The sequence below is a fragment of the Rhodobium gokarnense genome, assembly GCF_025961475.1.
Lineage (GTDB): Bacteria > Pseudomonadota > Alphaproteobacteria > Rhizobiales > Rhodobiaceae > Rhodobium > Rhodobium gokarnense.
The window spans coordinates 37,514-56,926 of sequence record NZ_JAOQNS010000013.1 but is presented as its reverse complement, the minus strand read 5'-3'; the positions used below and the strand labels follow the sequence as shown (position 1 = coordinate 56,926).

Below are 19,413 nucleotides of genomic sequence, written 5' to 3'. Positions count from 1 at the left end.
GCAGTTTTTTCTTCATGAAATGAGAAAATTAGCTACCGAAATCAATATTGAGAAATGATTTCGGAGATGATTTTGTGAAAAATACTAAAAAGTTTTCATACATAATTTTCTTTATTTTGATATCACTAACCATAGCTGTGCTCTCCTATTTTCTGACCAAAGAAATAATAATCAAAAGAAACAATGAGGCGTTAACAAGAAAAATACTGAACCTCGGACCCAAGCCAACACCCTTGCAGAGTTTGTTCCCCGATATTGAGTGGGACGAATTTTGCAGAATTGGAGGATATAGTGTTATTTCAATAACAATAAAGGCACAATATGGTATCGATATAGATAATTATACAATGAAACCAAGAGACTTCGATATTGAAGAAGGGGAGATTGGTATCGCGTTAATAAATCATGGCCGTGAAGCCATTTATACGTACAAAATTAATAGCGTAGAAATTTCCAGCATTTCGGGACCGGATTGCCTTTCGAAAAGAACTTCAAACGTACGGCTAATACGAAGAAAGAAAGATAAGCCTCGAAGTTGGGATGCTCCGCAATTAATCTTCTCGAATGAAGATTAAACAGCGGTTTTTCGGTCGCTAGAATTCTGTATGTCCATCTGTCAAAGGGGGTTTCTATGGTTGAATTGCCGTCTGGTTTTAATCTCTGTCGGCGAAGCTCTCCTCCGACGATATTTCGCCGGCGGGGGACAAGGCGCTGGAGCGCGTTCCCATGCGTCGCATCGGCGCGCTTGCCGAGCTTGACGGCCCGTTCCTCTTGCTTGCCGGCGACCAATCGAGCTTCATGACCGGAGCGGTCATTCCCGTCGACGGCGGTCACCTCGTCACCGGGCTCTGAGCGCGCCAAAAACCGATAAGAACGCCTGTCCGGGAGGACGCCCGAAATGGACTTTTCGCTCGACGCCGGGACCGAAGCGCTGCGCCGGCGCCTCAACGCCTTCATCACCGACACGGTTCTGCCGCTTGAGGCCGACCCGGAGAACTACAACGAATATGAGCACGTCAAGCTCGCCGTCCGCGACCGCATCCGCAAGGACGCGCGCGCGATGGGCATCTGGACGCCGCAGGTCTCCAAGGAGTGGGGCGGCATGGGCCTTCCCATGGTCGCCCAGGCCGCGCTTTACGAGGAGGCCAACCGCTCGCTTTTCGGCCCGGTGATGATCAACGCCGCCGCCCCCGACGACGGCAATCTGCGCCTCCTCGATACCGTCGCGCGCCCGGACCAGAAGGAGAAATGGCTGAAGCCGATCGTTGCCGGCGAGGTCAGCTCCTCCTTTGTCATGACCGAGCCCCATCCGGGCGGCGGCTCCGACCCCGGCATGATGCTGACCCGCGCCGAGTGCCACGGCGACACCTGGAAGGTGTTCGGGCGCAAATGGTTCATCTCCGGCGCCGACATTGCCGACCATTTCATCCTCATCGCCCGCACCGACCCGGACGAGACAAACACCCGCAAGCACCTGACCGCCTTCCTCTACCACCGCGACCAGCCCGGCTGGCGCGTCATCCGGCGCATCGAGAACATGGGCCCGGACGAGCATGGCGGCGTCTGCGAGCTGGAATTCGACGGCCTCGAAATCCCCGACGAGAACCGGCTGATGGAGATCGGCGACGGCCTCAAGGTGACCCAGATCCGCCTCGGCCCGGCGCGGCTCACCCACTGCATGCGCTGGCTCGGCCTCGCCAAGAGGTGCATGGCGATCGCCCAGGATTATGCCGGCTACCGGGAGAGCTTCGGCATCCGCCTCGCCGACCGGGAATCTGTGCAGTTGAAGCTCGGCGAGGTCGCCCACGACATCGCCATCGGCCGGCTCCTCGTCATGCACGCGGCCTGGAAGCTTGACCAGGGCGACCGCGCGCGAAAAGAGATCTCCATGGCCAAGATTTCCGTTGCCGACACGCTGCACAAGGCCGCGGACGTCGCCATCCAGATCAATGGCGGGCGCGGCTATTCGACGGACACGCCGCTGGAGTGGATCTACCGCTACGCCCGCTGCGCCCGCCTCGTCGACGGCGCCTCGGAGGTCCACCGCATGGTGCTGGCAAGGGCCTATGCGGCGGAAGGCGATGATTTCTGGGCGTGGGGGTGAGGATGTGCGGTGTGCCTCGCGCCCTCGTCTGCGACGGGATGCGGAGCGCTTTTGCTTTTCTTCGTCATCTCCGTCCGCCTGGCTGCCGACGCGCCCTACGCTCCCCGTCATCCCGGGCGGAGCGAAGCGGAGACCCGGGACCCATTGCCCATCGCGGCACGGTAGCCCGTGGAGACCCCTGTCGCGGCGACATCCGCGCCACGGCCTCGTTCCTCCAACATCCGGCATACCGGGTTGATAAGGGCATTAGGCCCCGGCTCGGAGGCCGGGGTGACGACCGAGGGTGTGGCGGGCGGGAGCGTCTTTCGCGGAATGCCCTGCCTCCCGCCAACGCCCGCTGGATTGCCGCGTCGGCCTGTCGGCCTCCTCGCAATGACTCTGAGTTTTTTATAAAAATCATATAGTTACCGTCATTGCGAGCGGAGCGAAGCAATCCAGAAACCACGCTTGTGACGTGTCTTGGCGTCGAAGTCGTTTCGGCTATTCTATCGGTGCTCTCCAACGCCGAAGGCCACGAGCAGAAGAAACGGCCCATGCCCTCCGCTGCTGTCCACCTCCGCCTCGCGACGCCCGAAGACGTCCCGGCCATCGAGGCCATCATCGAGGCCGCCTATGCGCCGTACGTTCCCCGCATGCGCAAGAAGCCCGGCCCGATGCTCGACGACTACGCCAAACGGATTGCCGAGGGCGTCGTGCAGGTCGCGACGCGGGACGGCGCTGTCGAGGGCATCCTCGTGCTGCTGCCGGGAGACGACCACCTGCTCCTCGACAACGTCGCCGTCGCCCCATCCGCGCAAGGGTCCGGCCTCGGGCGCTTTCTGATCGCGGCTGCCGAGAAGGCCGCGGCCGGGCGTGGCCACAAAACGCTCCGCCTCTACACCCACGAGACCATGACGGAGAACATCGCCATGTATCTGCGTCTCGGCTATGCCGAGACCCACCGGGTGACCGAAAAGGGGTTTGAGCGCGTCTATCTGGAAAAGCGCTTGAAATGACTGGTGCAAGGCCCGGATTTCGGTGACGATACAACCGACCGGTCCGCAACAGATCGCCCGCAATCGCGCCGGTCCCCGGAGAAACGACCATGGTCATTCGTTCGGCCCTTGCTGCTCTTGTTGTTTTCCTCGGTGTCGCCCTTCTTGCGCCCGGTCCCGCCGCTGCCGGCGAGATGACGGCGCGGGGCCGTGTCGTCGCCGTGGAGGATGCCGGCTATCCGATGTTCGCCCTGACGGTCGCTTTTGCGGGCAAGGAGGAAGAGGAGGTGCTGCTCCTCAACGCCGAGGAAGCGGCCATTGATCCCGTCGTGCTCGACGGCCTTGAGGGCCGGACGGCGGACATCACCTTCCTCAGCGAGGAACGCAACAGCCTCTACGACCTGCACTACCAGGGGAAATCTGTGTTCGACCCGGAAGCCGACGCCCCCGGGCCGGAATGGCAGAGCATCACCGGCACGCTCAAAGGCGCCGACGCGCCGACGGAGGGTGACCTGCCCGACGAAATCACGGTGACCGATGCCAACGGTAATAGCGAGACCTTCGACTATTTCATCCTGCCGGAAATGGTGGCCGTCAACGGCCGCGAGGTGACGGCCTATTTCGAGACCCAGACCGTCGACGAAATCACGGCGCTGAAGCCCGTCAACGAATAATCGGCGGTCTCACCGTTCCCGCCCGTCGCACAGGAACGGACACCGGGTTTCATTCTTGACGTGCTCCAGCACGAACCAGCTCTCATAGGAGCCGATGTTGTCGTCGCTGGCAAAGACCTCGACCGCGAAGTCGGAATAGGCGGCGACGTCGGCGAGCACGGCGACGACATAGAAGTCGATCGGGCCGGCGACCTGGTAGCACTGCACCACCTCGGGCCGCGCCAGCATCTTCTGCTTGAAGGCCTCCATCAGCCGCGCCTGGCGCTGGGCGAGCGTTGCCGCGACGACGACTTTGACCGCCGGGCCGATCAGCGTCGGGTCGATGATGGAAACGTCGCGGATGATGATGCCGTCCTCGCGCAGGCGCGCCACCCGCCGCGAGCAGGCCGCCGGCGACAGCCCGACCTTCTCGGCAAGCGCGATATTCGGAATGCGGTTGTCGTCCTGCAGGATGTCGAGGATCTGGCGGTCGATCCGGTCGAGCGGGGTCATGTGCTGTGCCCTGACGGCGTCGCTGACAATTATTGCATGCTAGCACAATAATTCGTGCTTCGCGTGCAAGGATCTGCATGAAAACGCAACCCGCGCCGACGGGCTTTGCGCTACCATGGGCGGGTCCCATCCCTCCGGAGGCCGCCATGTCCGCCAGCCTTGAGACCACCATCGACACCAAGCAAAGCAACGATTTCAGCCGCCACCTCATCAATTACGGCTTCAACTTCGTCCCCAACCTCATCGAATCCGCCCGCGGCTCGGTGCTGACGGATGTCGACGGCAACGAGATCCTCGATTTCACCTCCGGCCAGATGTGCGCCATCCTCGGTCACAATCACCCGGACATTGTCGAGGCCATCGAAAAGGCCTGCCGCGAGGTGCTGCACCTCTATAGCGGCATGGTCAGCGTGCCGGTCATGAAGCTCGCCGAGGACCTGGCGGCGATGCTGCCGCCGAGCCTGCAGCGCATGATGTTCCTCAACACCGGCGCGGAATCCAACGAGGCCGCGATCCGCATGGCCAAGCTCCACACCGGCCGCTACGAGGTGCTGGCGCTCTCCGGCTCCTGGCACGGCATGACGGCGGCTGCCGCCTCGCTCACCTATTCCGCCGGCCACCGCGGCTACGGCCCGGCCATGCCTGGAACCATGGCGCTGCCGACGCCCAACAGCTATCGCTGCCCGGTGAAGCACTGCTGCGGCAAGTGCGATACCACCTGCCTCGACGTCGGCTTCGCCATGGCCGACGCCCAGTCGGTCGGCTCCCAGGCCGCCGTCATCGCCGAGCCGGTGCTGTCGTCCGCCGGCGTCATCATCCCGCCGGAGGGCTATTTCAAGCGCCTGCGCGAGGAATGCGACAAGCGCGGCATGGTGCTGATCCTCGACGAGGCCCAGACCTCGCTCGGCCGCCTCGGCACCGACTTCGCATTCGCCCATTTCGGCGCCGAACCGGACTTCGTCACCCTGTCGAAGACGCTGGGCGGCGGCGTCCCCATGGCCGCGACCATCACCAGCGACGAGATCGCCGACGACTGCGCGTCGAAGGGCTTTCTCCACGTCACCTCCCACGTCTCCGACCCGTTGCCGGCCGAGGTCGGACGCGCCATTCTCAACGTCTTGAAGCGCGACAACATCAACGACCGCGTCAAGGAGATGGGCGCCTATCTGGAAAAGGGCCTCAAGGAAATGCAATCGCGCCACGAGGCGATTGGTGACGTGCGCGGCATGGGGCTCTTGTGGGGCGTCGAACTGGTCAAGGACCGCGAGACCCGCGAGCCGGACCCGGACTACGGCGCTGCGGTCACCCGCCGCTGCATGGAACTCGGCCTCAACATGAACATCGTCTCGGTCGGCGGCCTCGCCGCCGTCTGGCGCGTCGCCCCGCCGCTGACGGTGTCGGCGGCCGAGATCGACCGGGGGCTGGAAATTCTGGATCGGGCGATGACGGAGATGCGCTAGGCGGCGCTTTTTTGTCGCTCACGGCCGAGCGGTCGCTGCGCTCCCTGGCCTCCGCGGGGGCGGCGCAACGGCGCCGGCGGCCGTTCGGCCTTGCGAAGCCTGACGGCTTCGATTGGTGCCGTCACTCTCTGTCGTCATCCCGGGCGGAGCGAAGCGGAGACCCGGGACCCATTGCCCGCCTCAACGCGGTAGCCCGCCTCGGCTGGATCGCCGCGTCGGCCCTGCGGGCCTCCTCGCGATGACGTCGACAGATTCTTCGTCATTGCGAGCGCAGCGAAGCAATCCAGACAACGGCCTTTCCGCTCGGCAACGACATACCGTATGGAGAGGGGCAATAGGCCCCGGGTCTCCGCTTCGCTCCGCCCGGGGTGACGGTGGAGGGTTTGGCGGGCCGGGGTGACCCGGTCGCAAGCGCCATTGAAGGCGTCAGCGCCTCACACCGTAAGCTTCCCCCGCCGCACTTCGTAAAGCATCACCGCGGTCGAGACGGCGAGGTTGAGGGAATCGGCCTTGCCGGCCATCGGGATCTTGACCAGCCGGTCGCAGAGGCCGGCGAGATCCTCCGGCAGGCCCGACTGCTCGTTGCCCATGAAGAGGAGCACCGGCTCCTCATAGGGAACGGCGCGGTAGTCCTCGGTGGCGGACAGGTGCGTGCCGACGACCGTGCCCGGCCAACTTGGCCGCCAGGCCTTGAAGGCCTCGATGCTGGCGCGGGCGAGCGGCACGTGGAAGATCGAGCCCATGGTCGCGCGGACGGCTTCCGTGCCGAACGGATCGACCGTGTCGCCGACGAGGAGGACGCCGGAGGCGCCGACGGCGTCTGCCGTGCGAAGGATCGTGCCGAGATTGCCCGGGTCCTTGATGCCTTCCAGCGCGATCCAGACCGTTGCGCCGGCCGGGTCGATGGCGTCGAGCGGCACCGTCTTCTGTTCGAAGACGCCGATGACCATCTGCGGATTGTCCCGCCGCGTCATCTTTTCCAGCACGGCCTCGGAGACCTTGAGGACGAGCCCGCCATGGGCGACCACGCGGGCGGCGGTCCGCGACACCAGCTCGTGGTGAGAGACCTTCTCCGCATGGACGAAGGTCTTGATCGGCCAGCCGGCTTCGATGGCATCGGCGACAAGTTTCAAGCCTTCGGCGACGAAGAGCCCGGTCGCCTGCCGGTGCTTGCGCTGGGAGAGGGCGCGGATGTCCTTGACCAGCGGATTGGCAAGGCTGGTGACGGTCTTGACGAGACCCGGCCGTCCCGGCCCGCTTTGCGCGCTCATTGTCCGCTCCAGCGCGAGAACATGGAGGTTGAGAGCGCCCGGCCTCCGCCGGCACCGTCCAGCCCCTGCTCGATGAGCGCCAGCTCGCCCGACTCGATGGTGCCGCCGCGGTGGGACAGGGTCTCGGCGAGAAGCTCGTGGCTGGCAAGAAACGAGGCGCGGATCGAATAGGCCGTCAGCACCAGGAAGAGGGCGTCCGGCGCCAGGATCTCCCGGCAGAGCCGCACCATTTCCGGCAGGTTTTCAAAGAGCTGCCAGACCTCGCCCTTCGGCCCCCGGCCGTATTTCGGCGGATCGAGCAGGATGCCGTCATAAGTGTTGCCGCGCCGTCCCTCGCGGGCGACGAATTTCGTGGCGTCGTCGCAGATCCAGCGGATCGGCTTGTCGTCGAGCTTGGAGAGCGCCTGGTTCTCCCGCGCCCAGCCAATCGCTTTTTTCGAGGCGTCCACATGGGTGACCTGTGCGCCCGCCTCGGCGGCGACCAGCGAGGCAAGGCCGGTATAGCCGAAGAGGTTGAGCACCTTCACCGGCCGCCGGGCCCCGCGGATCTTCTCCGCCATCCAGCGCCAGTGGGCGTCCTGCTCGGGAAAGAGGCCCACATGGCGGAACGAGGTGAAGCGGCCGAGAAAGCCGACATCGCCATAGCGCATCGGCCAGGTCTCCGGCAGCTTTCGTGCGAACTTCCAGCGCCCCGGGCCTTCCTCGTCCGTGTCGCCGGTAAAGACCGCATCCGCCGCCTCCCAGACCGCGTCGTCGAGCTTTCGCGAGCCCATCGCCTGGGGCTCCGGGCGGACGATCGTGAGCCTGCCGTAGCGCTCCAGCTTTTCGCCGGCCCCCATGTCGAGAAGCGCATAGTCGGACCAGCCGTCGCTCGTCAGCATGACCGGCCAGACGCCTTTCGGCGCGGCGCCGGCGGCCGGTGACGTCGGCGCGTTCGGTCGGGCGGACCGGTCGGATTTCGGGGAGGGGGCGGTCAGCGCAAATCTCCGGGTTTCGTTTTGAAAGCGACGGCGCCAAGACTGTTACGCGTCGAAGGCGGCAAGCGTCAATCGGCGGGCGCCACGATCGGCTGCCCCATGCGTCCTCCCGTCCCCTTGACGGCGCCGGCGTTCATAAAAATGCCGTGAAATTATATGCACTTTCCCGTAACAATCCGGTTGCCGCAGCGTCCCCGAACGGGCAAGCTGCGCATCGGATGACGGTGGGCCGGCCCCAGCCTCAAACGCCGGGATGCGCGCATGACGCGAACCGGCCGCGCCGCGCAAAGAACGAAAATCGGCGCTGCCGGTCGCAGACGCCGCTGTGAATAAGATGGGAGCATCTGTCATGGATATGACGGGGGAGTACCGGATACCGGCCAGGCGCGAGGACGTCTGGCAGGCGATGAACGATCCGGAGGTTCTCAAGAAGGCGATCCCGGGCTGCCAGTCCCTGGAAAAGATCTCCGACACCGAAATGACCGCCAAGGTGGTCTCCAAGATCGGCCCGGTGAAGGCGACCTTCAACGGCCATGTGACGCTTTCCGACATCGACCCGCCGAAGGGCTACCACATCTCCGGCGAGGGCAAGGGCGGCGTTGCCGGCTTTGCCAAGGGCGGCGCCGACGTCCACCTTGCCGAGGACGGCGAGGAGACGGTGCTGACCTATGAGGCCAAGGCCCAGGTCGGCGGCAAGCTCGCCCAGCTTGGCTCGCGCATGATCGATTCCACGGCCAAGAAGACGGCCGACGAGTTCTTCGCCAACATCTCCGCCCATTTCACCGGCGGCCAAGAGGCGGAAGAAGGAGAGGGCGCGCTGGAGCATGCCGTCCATGAGATGGAAGACGTGGCGCGCGACGCCGAGGAGAAGCTGGAGGTCGCCGCCGGCCGCGGCTATCTCGGCGGCCCGATCGCCTGGGGCTTTGCCGCCGTTGGCGTGCTGATCCTGGTCATCCTCATTTTGAGCTGACCGAAAAGACGGATTTTGCGGCGCCGGACCGCGCATTTCGAGCCGGCGCCGCATCCCAATCAAAAGCAATCCAAAGGGAGGAATATCGATGTCATCAGTGACCATGACCGTGAACGGCAAGTCCGTTTCGGCCGATGTCGAGGACCGCACGCTGCTGGTCGACTTCATTCGCGGCAATGCCGGCCTCACCGGCACCCATGTCGGCTGCGACACGTCCCAGTGCGGCGCCTGCCTCGTGCTAATGGACGGCCGGGCGGTGAAGTCCTGCACCATGCTGGCGGCCCAGGCCGACGGCGCCGAGGTCGTCACCATTGAGGGCGTCGCCAGCGGCGACCAGTTGCATCCGGTCCAGGCCGCGTTCAAGGACAATCACGGCCTGCAATGCGGCTTCTGCACGCCGGGCATGATCATTTCCGCGGTCGACATGATCAACCGCTGCGGTCCGAACCTCGACGAGGCGACGATCCGCCACGAGCTCGACGGTAATATCTGCCGCTGCACCGGCTACCACAACATCGTCAAGGCCATCAAAGCGGCGGCCGACGAGATGTCCGGCACCGCCGCGGCCGCTGAATAAAAAAGACAAAAACCCAAGGGAGGAACCACCATGGGCGTGGAAGGAATCGGCGCACGCGTGCTCCGTAAGGAGGACAAGCGCTTCATCACCGGTCGCGGGCGTTACACCGACGACATGACCGTCCCCGGCATGTGCCATGCCGCCTTCGTGCGCAGCCCGCATGCGCACGCCAAGATCACCTCGATCGATGCCTCGGTCGCGGAAGGAATGCCCGGCGTCATCGGCGTCCTCAACGGCCAGCAGCTCCAGGGCGACGGCATCGGCAATCTGATCTGCGGCTGGATGATCCATTCCAAGGACGGCTCGCCGATGAATATGGGCGCCTGGCCGGCGCTCGCCTCGGAGACCGTGCGCTATGTGGGCCAGGCGATCGCCGTGGTCGTGGCGGAAACGCGGGCCCAGGCGCGCGATGCGGCCGACGCCATCGTCGTGGAATTCGAGGAGCTGGAAGCGGTCGCCGACGCCGTCTCGGCGCTGAAGGACGGCGCGCCGCAGCTTCACCCGGAAGCCCCCGGCAACCTCATCTATGACTGGGAGATCGGCGATTCTGCTGCCGTCGATGCGGCGATATCGAGCGCCGCCCACGTCACGAAGATGGAGATCGTCAACAACCGGCTGGTGCCGAACGCCATGGAGCCGCGCGCGGCGCTCGGCGTCTACGACCCGGCCGACGAGCACTACACGGTCTGGACGACGAGCCAGAACCCGCATGTCGCCCGCCTCGTCATGAGCGCGTTCTACAACGTCGCGCCGGAGCACAAGCTTCGCGTCATCGCGCCCGATGTCGGCGGCGGCTTCGGCTCCAAGATCTACATCTACCCGGAAGAGATCGTCTGCCTGTGGGCGTCGAAGCGCACCGGCGTGCCGGTCAAGTGGGTGGCGGATCGCACCGAGGCGTTCCTCACCGATGCCCATGGCCGCGACCATGTCAGCCATGTGGAAATGGCCTTCGACGCCGACAACAAAATGACCGCGCTGAAGGTCGACACGGTGGCCAATTTCGGCGCCTACATGTCGCTGTTTTCCTCCTCGGTGCCGACCTACCTCTACGCGACGCTGCTCTCCGGCCAGTATGTGATCCCGGCGATCCACTGCAACGTCAAGGCGGTCTACACCACGACCACCCCGGTCGATGCCTATCGCGGCGCCGGCCGGCCGGAAGCGACCTATGTGCTGGAGCGGATCGTGGAGACGGCGGCCCGTGAGCTCGGCGTCTCGCCGGCGGAACTCCGGCGCAAGAACTTCATCCGCGAGTTCCCCTACCAGACGCCGGTGATCATGGCCTATGACGCCGGCAACTACGAGGCCTCGCTGGAAGCGGCGATGCAGGCCGCCGACTGGAACGGGTTTGCCGCCCGCCGCGACGAGGCCGCCAGCCGCGGCAAGAAGCGCGGCATCGGCATGAGCTGCTACATCGAGGCCTGCGGCATTGCGCCGAGCCAGGCTGTCGGCTCCCTCGGCGCCGGCGTCGGCCTCTGGGAATCCGCCGAGGTCCGGGTCAATCCGGTCGGCACGGTGGAGATCCTGACCGGCTCGCACAGCCACGGCCAGGGCCACGAGACGACCTTCGCCCAGCTCGTCAACGAGCGCTTCGGCCTGCCGGTCGACAACGTCCAGATCGTCCATGGCGACACCGACAAGGTGCAGTTCGGCATGGGCACCTACGGCTCGCGCTCCGGCGCCGTCGGCATGTCGGCGATCGTCAAGGCCCTCGACAAGGTTGAGAGCAAGGCCAAGAAGATCGCTGCGCACCTGCTGGAGGCGTCGGAAGGCGACATCGTCATCGAGAATGGCGAGGTGAAGGTTGCCGGTACCGACAGGAAGCTCGGCTGGCACGAGGTCTGCCTCGCCGCCTACACGGCGCACAATCTGCCCGACGGCATGGAGCCGGGCCTGAAGGAGGGGGCGTTCTACGACCCGACCAACTTCACCTTCCCGGCCGGCTGCTACATCTGCGAGGTCGAGGTCGATCCGGACACCGGCAAGACCCAGATCATCCAGTTCGTCGCCGCCGACGACTTCGGCAAGATCATCAACCCGATGATCGTCGAAGGCCAGGTCCATGGCGGGCTGGCCCAGGGCATCGGCCAGGCGATGCTGGAAGGCTGCTCCTACGATAGGGAGTCCGGCCAGCTCATGACGGCGTCCTACATGGACTACACCATGCCGCGCGCCGACGACATGCCGTCCTTCAACGTCTCGACGACGGAGACGATCTGCCCGGGCAATCCGCTCGGCATGAAGGGCTGCGGCGAGGCCGGCGCCATCGGCTCGCCGCCGGCGGTGATCAACGCCATCACCGACGCCATCGGCACCAACGACCTGACGATGCCGGCAACGCCGGAAAAGGTCTGGCGCGCCATCCACACGGCCTAGTTGGGAGACTTGCCGGGCCGCTCCCTGATGGGTGCGGCCCGTGCGTGCGAAACGTCCGAACCCGGTCACGGGTTCGCAAGCCCGAATGGGCCCCGGCCGGTCAGGCCGCGCCCGTGCAGGCCTAGAGCCGCAGGTGCGGCAAGGCCCGTGAGTGATGAACCCTCGAACCCGATTACGGGTTCGCAAGCCCGAACGGGCGCCGGCCGGTCAGGCCGTCCCCGCGGAGGGCCAGCACCGAAGGTGCGGTGCGGCCCGTGAGCGAGAAGAGGAAATAAACATGTACGAAACCAACTACCATCGCGCGTCCAGCCTCAGCGACGCAGCAAGCCAGATCGCCGGCAACGAGGACGCCAAATTGCTGGCCGGCGGCCAGACCCTGATCCCGACCATGAAGCAGCGCCTGGCGGCGCCGTCGGACGTCATCGATATCCGCAATCTCGACGAGCTGAAGGGCATCGACGTCTCCGGCGGGACGGTCACCATCGGCGCCGCCGTCTGCCATGCGGACGTCGCCAATTCCGACGCCGTCAAGGGCGCGATTCCCGCGCTCGCCGCGCTCGCCGGCAAGATCGGCGACCCCCATGTCCGGCATATGGGAACGATCGGCGGCTCCATCGCCAACAACGATCCCGCGGCCGACTACCCGGCCGCCGTCCTCGGGCTCGACGCCACCGTCGTCACCAACAAGCGCGAGATCGCGGCCGCCGACTATTTCAAGGGCCTCTTCGAGACGGCTTTGGAAGAGGACGAGATCATCGTCAAGGTCGTCTTCCAGGTGCCGGAAAAGGCGGGCTACGCCAAGTTCCCGAACCCCGCGTCGCGCTATGCCATGTGCGGCGTGATGGCGGCGAAGATGACCGACGGCTCGGTTCGCGTTGCCGTCACCGGCGCCGGCAATGACGGCGTGTTCCGGCATGCCGGCATGGAACAGGCGCTGTCGTCCAACTGGTCGGCGGACGCCGTCGTCGGTGCCTCGGTCGATCCGAACGACATGCTCTCCGACCTGCACGGCTCGGCCGACTACCGGGCCAATCTGGTGGTCGTCATGGCCAAGCGGGCGGTCGAAGCCGCGGGCTGACCTCGGCCTTCACGAGGTCGATCAAAAACAAAGGCGGGTCCCTGCGGCCCGCCTTTTGTCATGCCCGATCCCGGAAAGGAGGGGTCCTCAGCAGCAGTTCAGTTCCAGATGATCGAGGAGCTCCAGCGCGTCGGCGTCCTCGCACTCCTCGAAGAAGCTGCGCAGGGTGTTGACGTGGGCGCCGACGAAGAACAGGTGGTCCTGGCCCATGCGGGCGTTCTGGGCGAGCTTGTCGGTGAAGTAGGTCTCCCACTTGGAGCCGGTGCCGCGCCCGGTCAGCTCCTTCAGCCGCGCGATCAGCCGGTCGGCGTCGCCGTCGCAGTCGAGGCCCTTGAAGGTGACGTAGCGATCGATCTCGGGCTTTTCGGACAACGGCTCACTCCTGGCGGGACGGAAAACGCGCCCGCTCAGGTATCGCGTTGCCGCCGCCGCCGCAAGACCGCGTCCCGGTCGGGTGGGGCTGGAGCACATCAGCCGGCAACCTGTTGGTGCGCGGCGCCAGCCCTACGGCCGAAGATACCCCGCGCGGCACCCGGGACCGCCCTCCGTACGACTACGACCCCGGCTCCGGCCGCCGCGAGCGGATGTTTGCGTATCCGGGCCGCGTCCGTTGGACCGATCTGTCCCGGCGGCGCGGCCGCGACGCCCGTCACCCGCTGTCGGCGCCGATCGGACACTCCGCAGGAACCTGCCAATTTTAGTAAAATACGCGCCAGGAACTCTACGGGAACACCCGTAAGTGTTTGAAGGGCTGCGTAAATACGCACTGGAGAGACATATTCAAAGAAAATGATAAGTCGATGGAACAATATGTCAACGATTGCCCAACCATAGCATTGGATACTCTGTAGACGAATTCGATCGGGGGGTCTTAACTGGGCGAAATAGGACAAAAGGTCGCACTTTCCGGTTTTATCGCATCACCATTGGGGGAATGGCACCATGCAGACAGCACCGACCGATACCGTTTGGCTCCTCTCTTGCGCGGCACTGCTCGTCGTCATGCGCGGCGGCTTCGTCTATCTCGAAAGTGGCCTCGTCCAGTCCAAGAACGCGATCAACGCTTCGGCCAAGAGCGTGACCGATATGATGATCGCGACGATTTGCTTTTCCCTCTTCGGCTACGGCCTCGTCTTCGGCGACAGCATCGCCGGTATCGTCGGCGGCAACCGCTTCTTCCTCAACGACCTTGCGGGCAGTGACAGCGCCGTCTTCATCTACTACCTGCTGCTCTGCACCATTGCGGCCATCGTGATTTCCGCCGCCACCGTGGAGCGCATGCGCTTTGCCGCCTATATGATCTTCGCGCTCAGCATCGTCTGCCTCGTCGTGCCGGTCGTTGCCCACTGGTGGTGGAACGACAATGGCTGGCTGCGCCGTCTCGGCGCCCACGACCTCGCCGGGGCCACCGTCGTCCATTCCGTCGGCGGCTGGGCCGCGCTGGCCGCGGTCCTCGTCCTCGGCCCGCGCCAGCATCGCTTCAGCGGCCGCGCCGGGTTCATCATCAGCAACAATTTCAACCAGGTGGCCATCGGCTTCCTGCTCATTCTCCTGGGTTGGATCGGTTGCGCATGCGGCGCGCTTGCGGGTCTGTCCGACACCACCTTCCGCGTCGTGCTGAACACGGTGATGGGCGCGGCCGCCGGCGGCACCATCGCCATCGCCATGATGCATCTCGGCCATGAGCGGTATTCCGTTATCCGGGTCATCTTTGCCGCCATGGCCGGTCTCGTCGCCACCTCCGCGGCCGTCGACCGGATGACCGGCATCGACGCCATGCTGGTCGGCGCCGTCGGCGGCCTCATTTCCGTCTTCGGTCGCCGGCTTCTGGAGCGGCTGAAGATCGACGACGGCAACAACGTCCTGCCGGTTCATCTCTTCGGCGGCATCTGGGGCACGCTGGTCGCCGCCTTCTTCCTCACCGAGGGCTCGCTCGGCGACCGCGTCGTCGCCCAGATGCTCGGCATCGTCGTCACGGCGGTCTGGGCCTTCGGCGTCAGCGTCGTCCTGATGATGGTGCTGGACAAGGGCCTCGGCGTTCGCGTCAGCCTTGCCGACGAGGCACGTGGCCTCGACGAGGTCGAGCATGGCCACATTTCCGAGACGAACCTCCTGCGCTGCCAGTTGGAGAACGAGATGGCCAAGCAGGAGTGTTTCGGTGCGGTCGATATCGATCCCAACACCGAGATCGGCCAGCTCATCACGCTCCACAACGAGGTCGTCGTCCGGTATCGCGAGGCCCATCGCCAATGGCGCAGCCAGCTCGCCCAGGAGGAAACCGCCAACGACATCCTGCGCACGCGCACGACCGATCTGGAGCAGGCCCTGGTCGCCAAGGAAGCGCGCATCGAGGAACTGATGAAGGAGACGTCCGTCGTCGGCGCCCGCCTGTCGAAGGCGATGATGCTGGTCGCCAACACCAACAATGACCGCGACCTGCTGCTCGGCCAGGTCGGCAAGGTGGCGTCCGCCCACCTCAGCCGCATCCTTCACATGAGCAAGGGTTTCAAGGGCGATGCTCCGCTGATCGAGGCCAGCCGGATGATCGAAGCCGTGGCGAGGGAGTGCGAAGGGTTCCTGCAGGTCTTCAAATCCCTGCAGACCGCCGTCGACGTCCAGCAACTGACGTCCTTTGCCGACGAGGCCATGATCGATGTCGACGCGCTGGTGCGAAAGACGGCCCATGACAAGCGGAAGATCCGCGCGGCCAAGAACGTCACGATCGAGGTCTCAACGGGCAACGTTCCGCACCTCTTCGTCAGCCGGAAATATTTCGCCGATGCGATCGCGACGCTGGTGACGGCCGGGGTGGTCTGCCAGAAACGCGGGACGATCTCCATCCGGACTGCGGCCGGTAATGACGGCCTGAGCATTCGCATCGAGATGGTCGGAAAAAGCATTCCGGTCAAGAAGCTGGCACTGGCGAAGGCCGGGCTCGGGCAGATCTTCCGCCAGGGCAGCAACGCTCCCGACCCGATGCTGTTCGAGGTCGCCGCCGCCAACCGCACGCTGGAGAATTGCGGCGGGTCGCTGAACATCACCTGCCACGAGGACGGCCGGGTCTGGTTGGAGGCGTGGCTGCCTGCGACCCGGCTGGCGCAGGAAGGGGATCGCGCCAGGGTGGCGTGATCCCGCAATGACCCGGAAACGTGCGATCCTATTCGCGGGGCCGACGCCAACGGTCAGACGTGCTGGCCGCCATTGATGTGGATTTCCGCGCCGGTGACGTAGGAACTCGGCTCGGTGCAGAGGAAAAAAATCGTGTCGGCGACCTCTTCCGGCTGGCCGAGGCGACGTAGCGGGATGCCCTCGATGAGGTCTTCGGTGCCGGGCGACAGGATCGAGGTGTCGATCTCGCCGGGCGCGATGGCGTTGACGCGGATGCCGTGCGGGCCGAAGTCGGCCGACATCTCCCGGGTCAGCGAGGCGAGCGCCGCCTTGGAGGTGGCATAGGCGGTGCCGGCGAAGGGATGGACCCGGCCGCCGGCAATGGACGTCACGTTGACGACCGAGCCGCGTGCCGCCTTCAACTCGTTGAAGAGGCCGCGGGCCAGCATGATCGGGGCGAAGAAATTGACCTGGAAGACGTGCCGCCAGACATGCATCGGCGTCGTCACGGAATCGAGCCGCTCGCCCTTGTCGCCCTTCGGGCTGATGCCGGCGTTGTTGACCAGCGCGTCGAGCCGGTCACCGCTCGCCTCCAGCCGGTCGCGCACTTCCGCTACCGCCATGCCGAGATTGTCGGGATCTGACAGGTCGACCTGGATATGGTCCTCCGGCCCCGACGGCCACGGGCATTTGTCGGAAAAGGCCTGGCGCGAGCAGGTGATGACGCGCCAGCCGGCGGCGGAAAACCGCTTCACGGTGGCGTGGCCGATGCCGCGGCTTGCGCCGGTCAGGACCAGGGTCTTGCGTTGGCTGTTGTCGGGCACGGGCATCTCTTTCGCTGGGCGGCTCGGGGGACGGAGGAAGTCTCCCATAGAAGTAGGAGTTTGACCGCCGGTTACCACTCCCTGTCAATGACCATCGTCAGAGCGAGACGACGTGGTTGCCGGCCGCTTCCGCATCCGCCGGGTCGTGGGTGACCAGCAGCACCGGCAGATCGCGCTCGCGCGCCTTGGCAAAGACGAGATCGCGGATCTGCGCGCGAAGGGTCGCGTCCAATTTGGAAAACGGTTCGTCGAGGAGGAGGGCGTGCGGCTCGGAAAGCAGCACCCGCATCAGCGCGACCCGCGCCCGCTGGCCGCCGGAAAGCGTTGCCGGATCGCGATCGCCATGACCCTCGAGGCCGATCTCGGAGAGCGCGTCTTCGACACGCTGCCGCCGCGCCGCGCGCCCGCGCCCGCTTTCGGGGAGCGCGAAGGCAAGATTGCCGGCAACGGAGAGGTGGGGGAACAAGAGGTCGTCCTGGAACAGGATGCCCACATGGCGCCGGTGCGCCGCAAGACGGGTGATGTCCGTTCCGTTGAGGAGCACCCGACCCGCAGCCGTAAAGGCTGGCTCCAGAAAGCCTCCGACATAGGCGAGCAGCGTCGACTTGCCGGAGCCGGACGGCCCCATGACGGTGGCGATGTGCCCGGGCGCCACGTCAAGCGACAGGTCGACGAGGGTGCGGTCCTTGAGGGCGATACGGACGTTTTCGAGGACGAGACCTGTGGCGCTCATGCGTCAAGCCCCCGGCGCCGGGAAAAGAGCAGAAGCGGCACCAGCGTCGCAACGGCAAAGCCGAGGAACGGCAGCACCATCTGCAACAGCGCATAGACGCCGATGACGCGCCGGTCGCCGCCCGCGGCAAGCGCGACGGCTTCCGTCGTCACGGTCGGCCAGCGCCCGGCGCCGATGAGGAGCGTCGGCAGGTATTGCCCGACGCTGACGGCAAAGCCGACGGCGGCGGCCGTCAGGACAGCGGGGGCTAGCATCGGCAGGCGAACGCGCCAGAAGATGCTTGTCGGCGAACTGCCGAGCCCCTTGGCGACAGTGGCGTAGCGCTCGTCGAAGGCGCGCCAGGGATCGGCCAGCGACAGGAACACATAGGGCATGACGAAGACGAGGTGGGAGAGGACGAGGGCAGCGCCGGTGGCGTCCAGCCCGGCGGCGATGAAGAGCACCTGCAGGCCGAACAGGAAGGCGATCTGCGGCACGATCAGCGGCAGGTAGAGGAGCATCAAGGCCCGGCTGCCGGCCGCCCGGCCGCGTCGCTTCTCGTTCTCCAGCGCGCCGAGGGAAAGGGCGAGCGCGATGACGGTCGCGGCGATGCCGATGACGACGGTGGTCTGAAGCGGGCCGAAAACGCCAGGCACCTGCCGCGCCCAGTTGGCGAGCGTAATTGCGCCCGGCACCGCATCGGGAAAACGCCAGTAGCCGGCAAAGGACCAGACGGCGAGGACGAGAATGCCGAGGGCGACGGCGGCGACGACCAGCGCCATGGCACCGGCGCTGAGGGCGCGGAGCGGTCCGTCATTCGCATGCCTGTGCCCGGAGACGAGCCGCGGACCGGCAAGGCGCACCGCCAGTCGTTCGCCGGCTATCCACACGAGCAGGGCACCGGCAGTCGTTGCCAATTGGACGAGCGCGCCGGCCGAGGCCTGGAAACGCATGGCAAGGTCCGGATCGTTCATCCAGGTCACGAGCCGGACGGCGAGCGGCGCCGGCGTCGTCGGCCCGAGGATGAGCGCAACGTCGACAACCGAGGAGGCAAAGGCGATGACGGCAAAGATCGGCAGCCGGATCTGGGGATAGAGTCGCGGCAGGACGGCGATGATCCAGCCGGCCGTGCGGCCGTAGCCGAAGCTCGCCGTCACCTCGGTCAGCCGCCGCGCATCGGTCTGCGGCAGGGCGGCGAGCGTCATCAGGAAGAGGAACGGAATTTCCTTGACGACGAGCCCGGCGATCATGGCGAGCCCGAGCGGATCGTTGACGATGAGAAGGTCGGGCGGGCGCGTGATGCCGGTCGCCCAGGGCGAGGCGAGCCGGACGAGCCAGCCCGACGGCGCGATCAGGAAGGCAAGGCCGAAGGCGGCCGCCGCGTGCGGCATGGCAAGGAGCGGCGACAGCATCTGGCGAAGGACGGCAAACACCCGCGTCGCCTGCCAGCCGGCAACGAACAGGATGACGGCGACAAAGGCAATCGCCGTGGACGCCAGCCCGACGCCGAGGCTGAGCCCGATCGAGGTCCAGATGCCCGGCGCGGCAAAGACCGCCCGGAACGGGTCGAGCGAGAATCCCGTGCCGCCGAGGGCCGGCAGGTAGCCGAAAGCCGGCAGCGCCGCTCCGGCAAGCCCGGCGGCAACCGGGCCGACGAGGACAAGGATTGCGAGAAAGGGGACGAGGCGCAGCATCAGGCTGATTGCTCGCCAGTGCAGGAGGCATTCGCGGATCCGGCTTCCGCCGTGCCCCATTCTCCCGCGTCATCACCGGGCTTGACCCGGTGATCCATGATGCGGCGCAACTCGCGCTCCGC

At 65.5% G+C, this 19,413-nt stretch carries 18 protein-coding genes; 11 read left to right on the top strand and 7 right to left on the bottom strand.

The genetic code is table 11. The features are described from left to right. The first annotated feature begins 47 nt into the window (after window positions 1–47). The 5 genes from M2319_RS19505 to M2319_RS19485 all read left to right on the top strand — a co-directional run bounded on the left by M2319_RS19505 (window position 48) and on the right by M2319_RS19485 (window position 3,752). Entirely contained in the window at window positions 48–575 is a 528-nt protein-coding gene (locus tag M2319_RS19505; RefSeq protein ID WP_264603140.1) for a hypothetical protein, read from the top strand. Between the two features lie 85 nt (window positions 576–660). Further along, window positions 661–852 (top strand): SDR family oxidoreductase, encoded by a 192-nt coding sequence (locus M2319_RS19500; RefSeq protein WP_319801806.1) that lies wholly within the window; start codon window positions 661–663, stop codon window positions 850–852. A gap of 46 nt (window positions 853–898) precedes the next feature. After that, window positions 899–2,104, top strand: a complete 1,206-nt coding sequence (locus M2319_RS19495; RefSeq protein ID WP_264603139.1) for an acyl-CoA dehydrogenase family protein — start codon at window positions 899–901, stop codon at window positions 2,102–2,104. Between the two features lie 533 nt (window positions 2,105–2,637). Beyond that, on the top strand, window positions 2,638–3,099 hold the full coding sequence (locus tag M2319_RS19490; RefSeq protein WP_264603138.1) for a GNAT family N-acetyltransferase: 462 nt from the start codon (window positions 2,638–2,640) through the stop codon (window positions 3,097–3,099). An 89-nt stretch (window positions 3,100–3,188) separates the two neighbouring features. After that, a complete protein-coding gene (locus M2319_RS19485; RefSeq protein WP_264603137.1) occupies window positions 3,189–3,752 on the top strand; it encodes a hypothetical protein in 564 nt (187 codons plus the stop codon). Window positions 3,753–3,761: 9 nt separating this feature from the next. Here the strand turns inward: M2319_RS19485 and M2319_RS19480 are convergent, their stop codons facing one another. Continuing rightward, on the bottom strand, window positions 3,762–4,244 hold the full coding sequence (locus M2319_RS19480; RefSeq protein ID WP_264603136.1) for an Lrp/AsnC family transcriptional regulator: 483 nt from the start codon (window positions 4,242–4,244) through the stop codon (window positions 3,762–3,764). A 146-nt stretch (window positions 4,245–4,390) separates the two neighbouring features. Between M2319_RS19480 and M2319_RS19475 the strand changes: the two genes are divergently transcribed. Next, window positions 4,391–5,704: an aspartate aminotransferase family protein gene (locus M2319_RS19475; protein WP_264603135.1), complete on the top strand. Its 1,314-nt coding sequence runs from the start codon at window positions 4,391–4,393 to the stop codon at window positions 5,702–5,704. Between the two features lie 434 nt (window positions 5,705–6,138). Here the strand turns inward: M2319_RS19475 and M2319_RS19470 are convergent, their stop codons facing one another. Beyond that, window positions 6,139–6,975 carry a TrmH family RNA methyltransferase gene (locus M2319_RS19470; protein WP_264603134.1) on the bottom strand — a complete coding sequence of 279 codons (837 nt, stop codon included), beginning with the start codon at window positions 6,973–6,975 and terminating at the stop codon, window positions 6,139–6,141. Beyond that, complete coding sequence (locus M2319_RS19465) at window positions 6,972–7,952, bottom strand: class I SAM-dependent methyltransferase (RefSeq protein WP_264603248.1); 981 nt, start codon at window positions 7,950–7,952, stop codon at window positions 6,972–6,974. Before M2319_RS19465 ends, M2319_RS19470 begins: the two co-directional genes overlap by 4 nt. Before the next feature lie 349 nt (window positions 7,953–8,301). Between M2319_RS19465 and M2319_RS19460 the strand changes: the two genes are divergently transcribed. The 4 genes from M2319_RS19460 to M2319_RS19445 all read left to right on the top strand — a co-directional run bounded on the left by M2319_RS19460 (window position 8,302) and on the right by M2319_RS19445 (window position 12,953). Then, complete coding sequence (locus M2319_RS19460; RefSeq protein WP_264603133.1) at window positions 8,302–8,922, top strand: SRPBCC family protein; 621 nt, start codon at window positions 8,302–8,304, stop codon at window positions 8,920–8,922. A gap of 88 nt (window positions 8,923–9,010) precedes the next feature. Beyond that, window positions 9,011–9,499: a (2Fe-2S)-binding protein gene (locus tag M2319_RS19455; RefSeq protein WP_264603132.1), complete on the top strand. Its 489-nt coding sequence runs from the start codon at window positions 9,011–9,013 to the stop codon at window positions 9,497–9,499. Between the two features lie 30 nt (window positions 9,500–9,529). Next, window positions 9,530–11,875 (top strand): xanthine dehydrogenase family protein molybdopterin-binding subunit, encoded by a 2,346-nt coding sequence (locus M2319_RS19450; protein WP_264603131.1) that lies wholly within the window; start codon window positions 9,530–9,532, stop codon window positions 11,873–11,875. A 277-nt stretch (window positions 11,876–12,152) separates the two neighbouring features. Then, window positions 12,153–12,953: an FAD binding domain-containing protein gene (locus M2319_RS19445; protein WP_264603130.1), complete on the top strand. Its 801-nt coding sequence runs from the start codon at window positions 12,153–12,155 to the stop codon at window positions 12,951–12,953. 87 nt (window positions 12,954–13,040) lie between these two features. Here the strand turns inward: M2319_RS19445 and cowN are convergent, their stop codons facing one another. Beyond that, window positions 13,041–13,325, bottom strand: a complete 285-nt coding sequence (cowN, locus tag M2319_RS19440) for a N(2)-fixation sustaining protein CowN (RefSeq protein ID WP_264603129.1) — start codon at window positions 13,323–13,325, stop codon at window positions 13,041–13,043. 570 nt (window positions 13,326–13,895) lie between these two features. Here cowN and M2319_RS19435 point away from each other — a divergent pair. Next, a complete protein-coding gene (locus tag M2319_RS19435; protein ID WP_264603128.1) occupies window positions 13,896–16,082 on the top strand; it encodes an ammonium transporter in 2,187 nt (728 codons plus the stop codon). A 53-nt stretch (window positions 16,083–16,135) separates the two neighbouring features. Here the strand turns inward: M2319_RS19435 and M2319_RS19430 are convergent, their stop codons facing one another. From M2319_RS19430 to M2319_RS19420, 3 genes are all read right to left on the bottom strand, one after another. Continuing rightward, window positions 16,136–16,891 carry an SDR family NAD(P)-dependent oxidoreductase gene (locus M2319_RS19430; RefSeq protein WP_406682225.1) on the bottom strand — a complete coding sequence of 252 codons (756 nt, stop codon included), beginning with the start codon at window positions 16,889–16,891 and terminating at the stop codon, window positions 16,136–16,138. A 91-nt stretch (window positions 16,892–16,982) separates the two neighbouring features. Further along, window positions 16,983–17,618 (bottom strand): ATP-binding cassette domain-containing protein, encoded by a 636-nt coding sequence (locus M2319_RS19425; protein ID WP_264603126.1) that lies wholly within the window; start codon window positions 17,616–17,618, stop codon window positions 16,983–16,985. After that, window positions 17,615–19,291, bottom strand: a complete 1,677-nt coding sequence (locus M2319_RS19420) for an ABC transporter permease (RefSeq protein WP_264603125.1) — start codon at window positions 19,289–19,291, stop codon at window positions 17,615–17,617. Before M2319_RS19420 ends, M2319_RS19425 begins: the two co-directional genes overlap by 4 nt. Window positions 19,292–19,413 lie beyond the last annotated feature (122 nt).

Excerpts from the sequence above, each read along its gene's own strand:
- M2319_RS19495 (WP_264603139.1), top strand. The coding sequence starts at position 899 with ATGGACTTTTCGCTCGACGCCGGGACCGAAGCGCTGCGCCGGCGCCTC.
- M2319_RS19480 (WP_264603136.1), bottom strand. The coding sequence starts at position 4,244 with ATGACCCCGCTCGACCGGATCGACCGCCAGATCCTCGACATCCTGCAG.
- M2319_RS19425 (WP_264603126.1), bottom strand. The coding sequence starts at position 17,618 with ATGAGCGCCACAGGTCTCGTCCTCGAAAACGTCCGTATCGCCCTCAAG.
- M2319_RS19450 (WP_264603131.1), top strand. The coding sequence starts at position 9,530 with ATGGGCGTGGAAGGAATCGGCGCACGCGTGCTCCGTAAGGAGGACAAG.
- M2319_RS19460 (WP_264603133.1), top strand. The coding sequence starts at position 8,302 with ATGGATATGACGGGGGAGTACCGGATACCGGCCAGGCGCGAGGACGTC.
- M2319_RS19435 (WP_264603128.1), top strand. The coding sequence starts at position 13,896 with ATGCAGACAGCACCGACCGATACCGTTTGGCTCCTCTCTTGCGCGGCA.
- M2319_RS19475 (WP_264603135.1), top strand. The coding sequence starts at position 4,391 with ATGTCCGCCAGCCTTGAGACCACCATCGACACCAAGCAAAGCAACGAT.
- M2319_RS19485 (WP_264603137.1), top strand. The coding sequence starts at position 3,189 with ATGGTCATTCGTTCGGCCCTTGCTGCTCTTGTTGTTTTCCTCGGTGTC.
- M2319_RS19420 (WP_264603125.1), bottom strand. The coding sequence starts at position 19,291 with ATGCTGCGCCTCGTCCCCTTTCTCGCAATCCTTGTCCTCGTCGGCCCG.
- M2319_RS19455 (WP_264603132.1), top strand. The coding sequence starts at position 9,011 with ATGTCATCAGTGACCATGACCGTGAACGGCAAGTCCGTTTCGGCCGAT.
- M2319_RS19445 (WP_264603130.1), top strand. The coding sequence starts at position 12,153 with ATGTACGAAACCAACTACCATCGCGCGTCCAGCCTCAGCGACGCAGCA.
- M2319_RS19430 (WP_406682225.1), bottom strand. The coding sequence starts at position 16,891 with ATGCCCGTGCCCGACAACAGCCAACGCAAGACCCTGGTCCTGACCGGC.
- M2319_RS19490 (WP_264603138.1), top strand. The coding sequence starts at position 2,638 with ATGCCCTCCGCTGCTGTCCACCTCCGCCTCGCGACGCCCGAAGACGTC.
- M2319_RS19470 (WP_264603134.1), bottom strand. The coding sequence starts at position 6,975 with ATGAGCGCGCAAAGCGGGCCGGGACGGCCGGGTCTCGTCAAGACCGTC.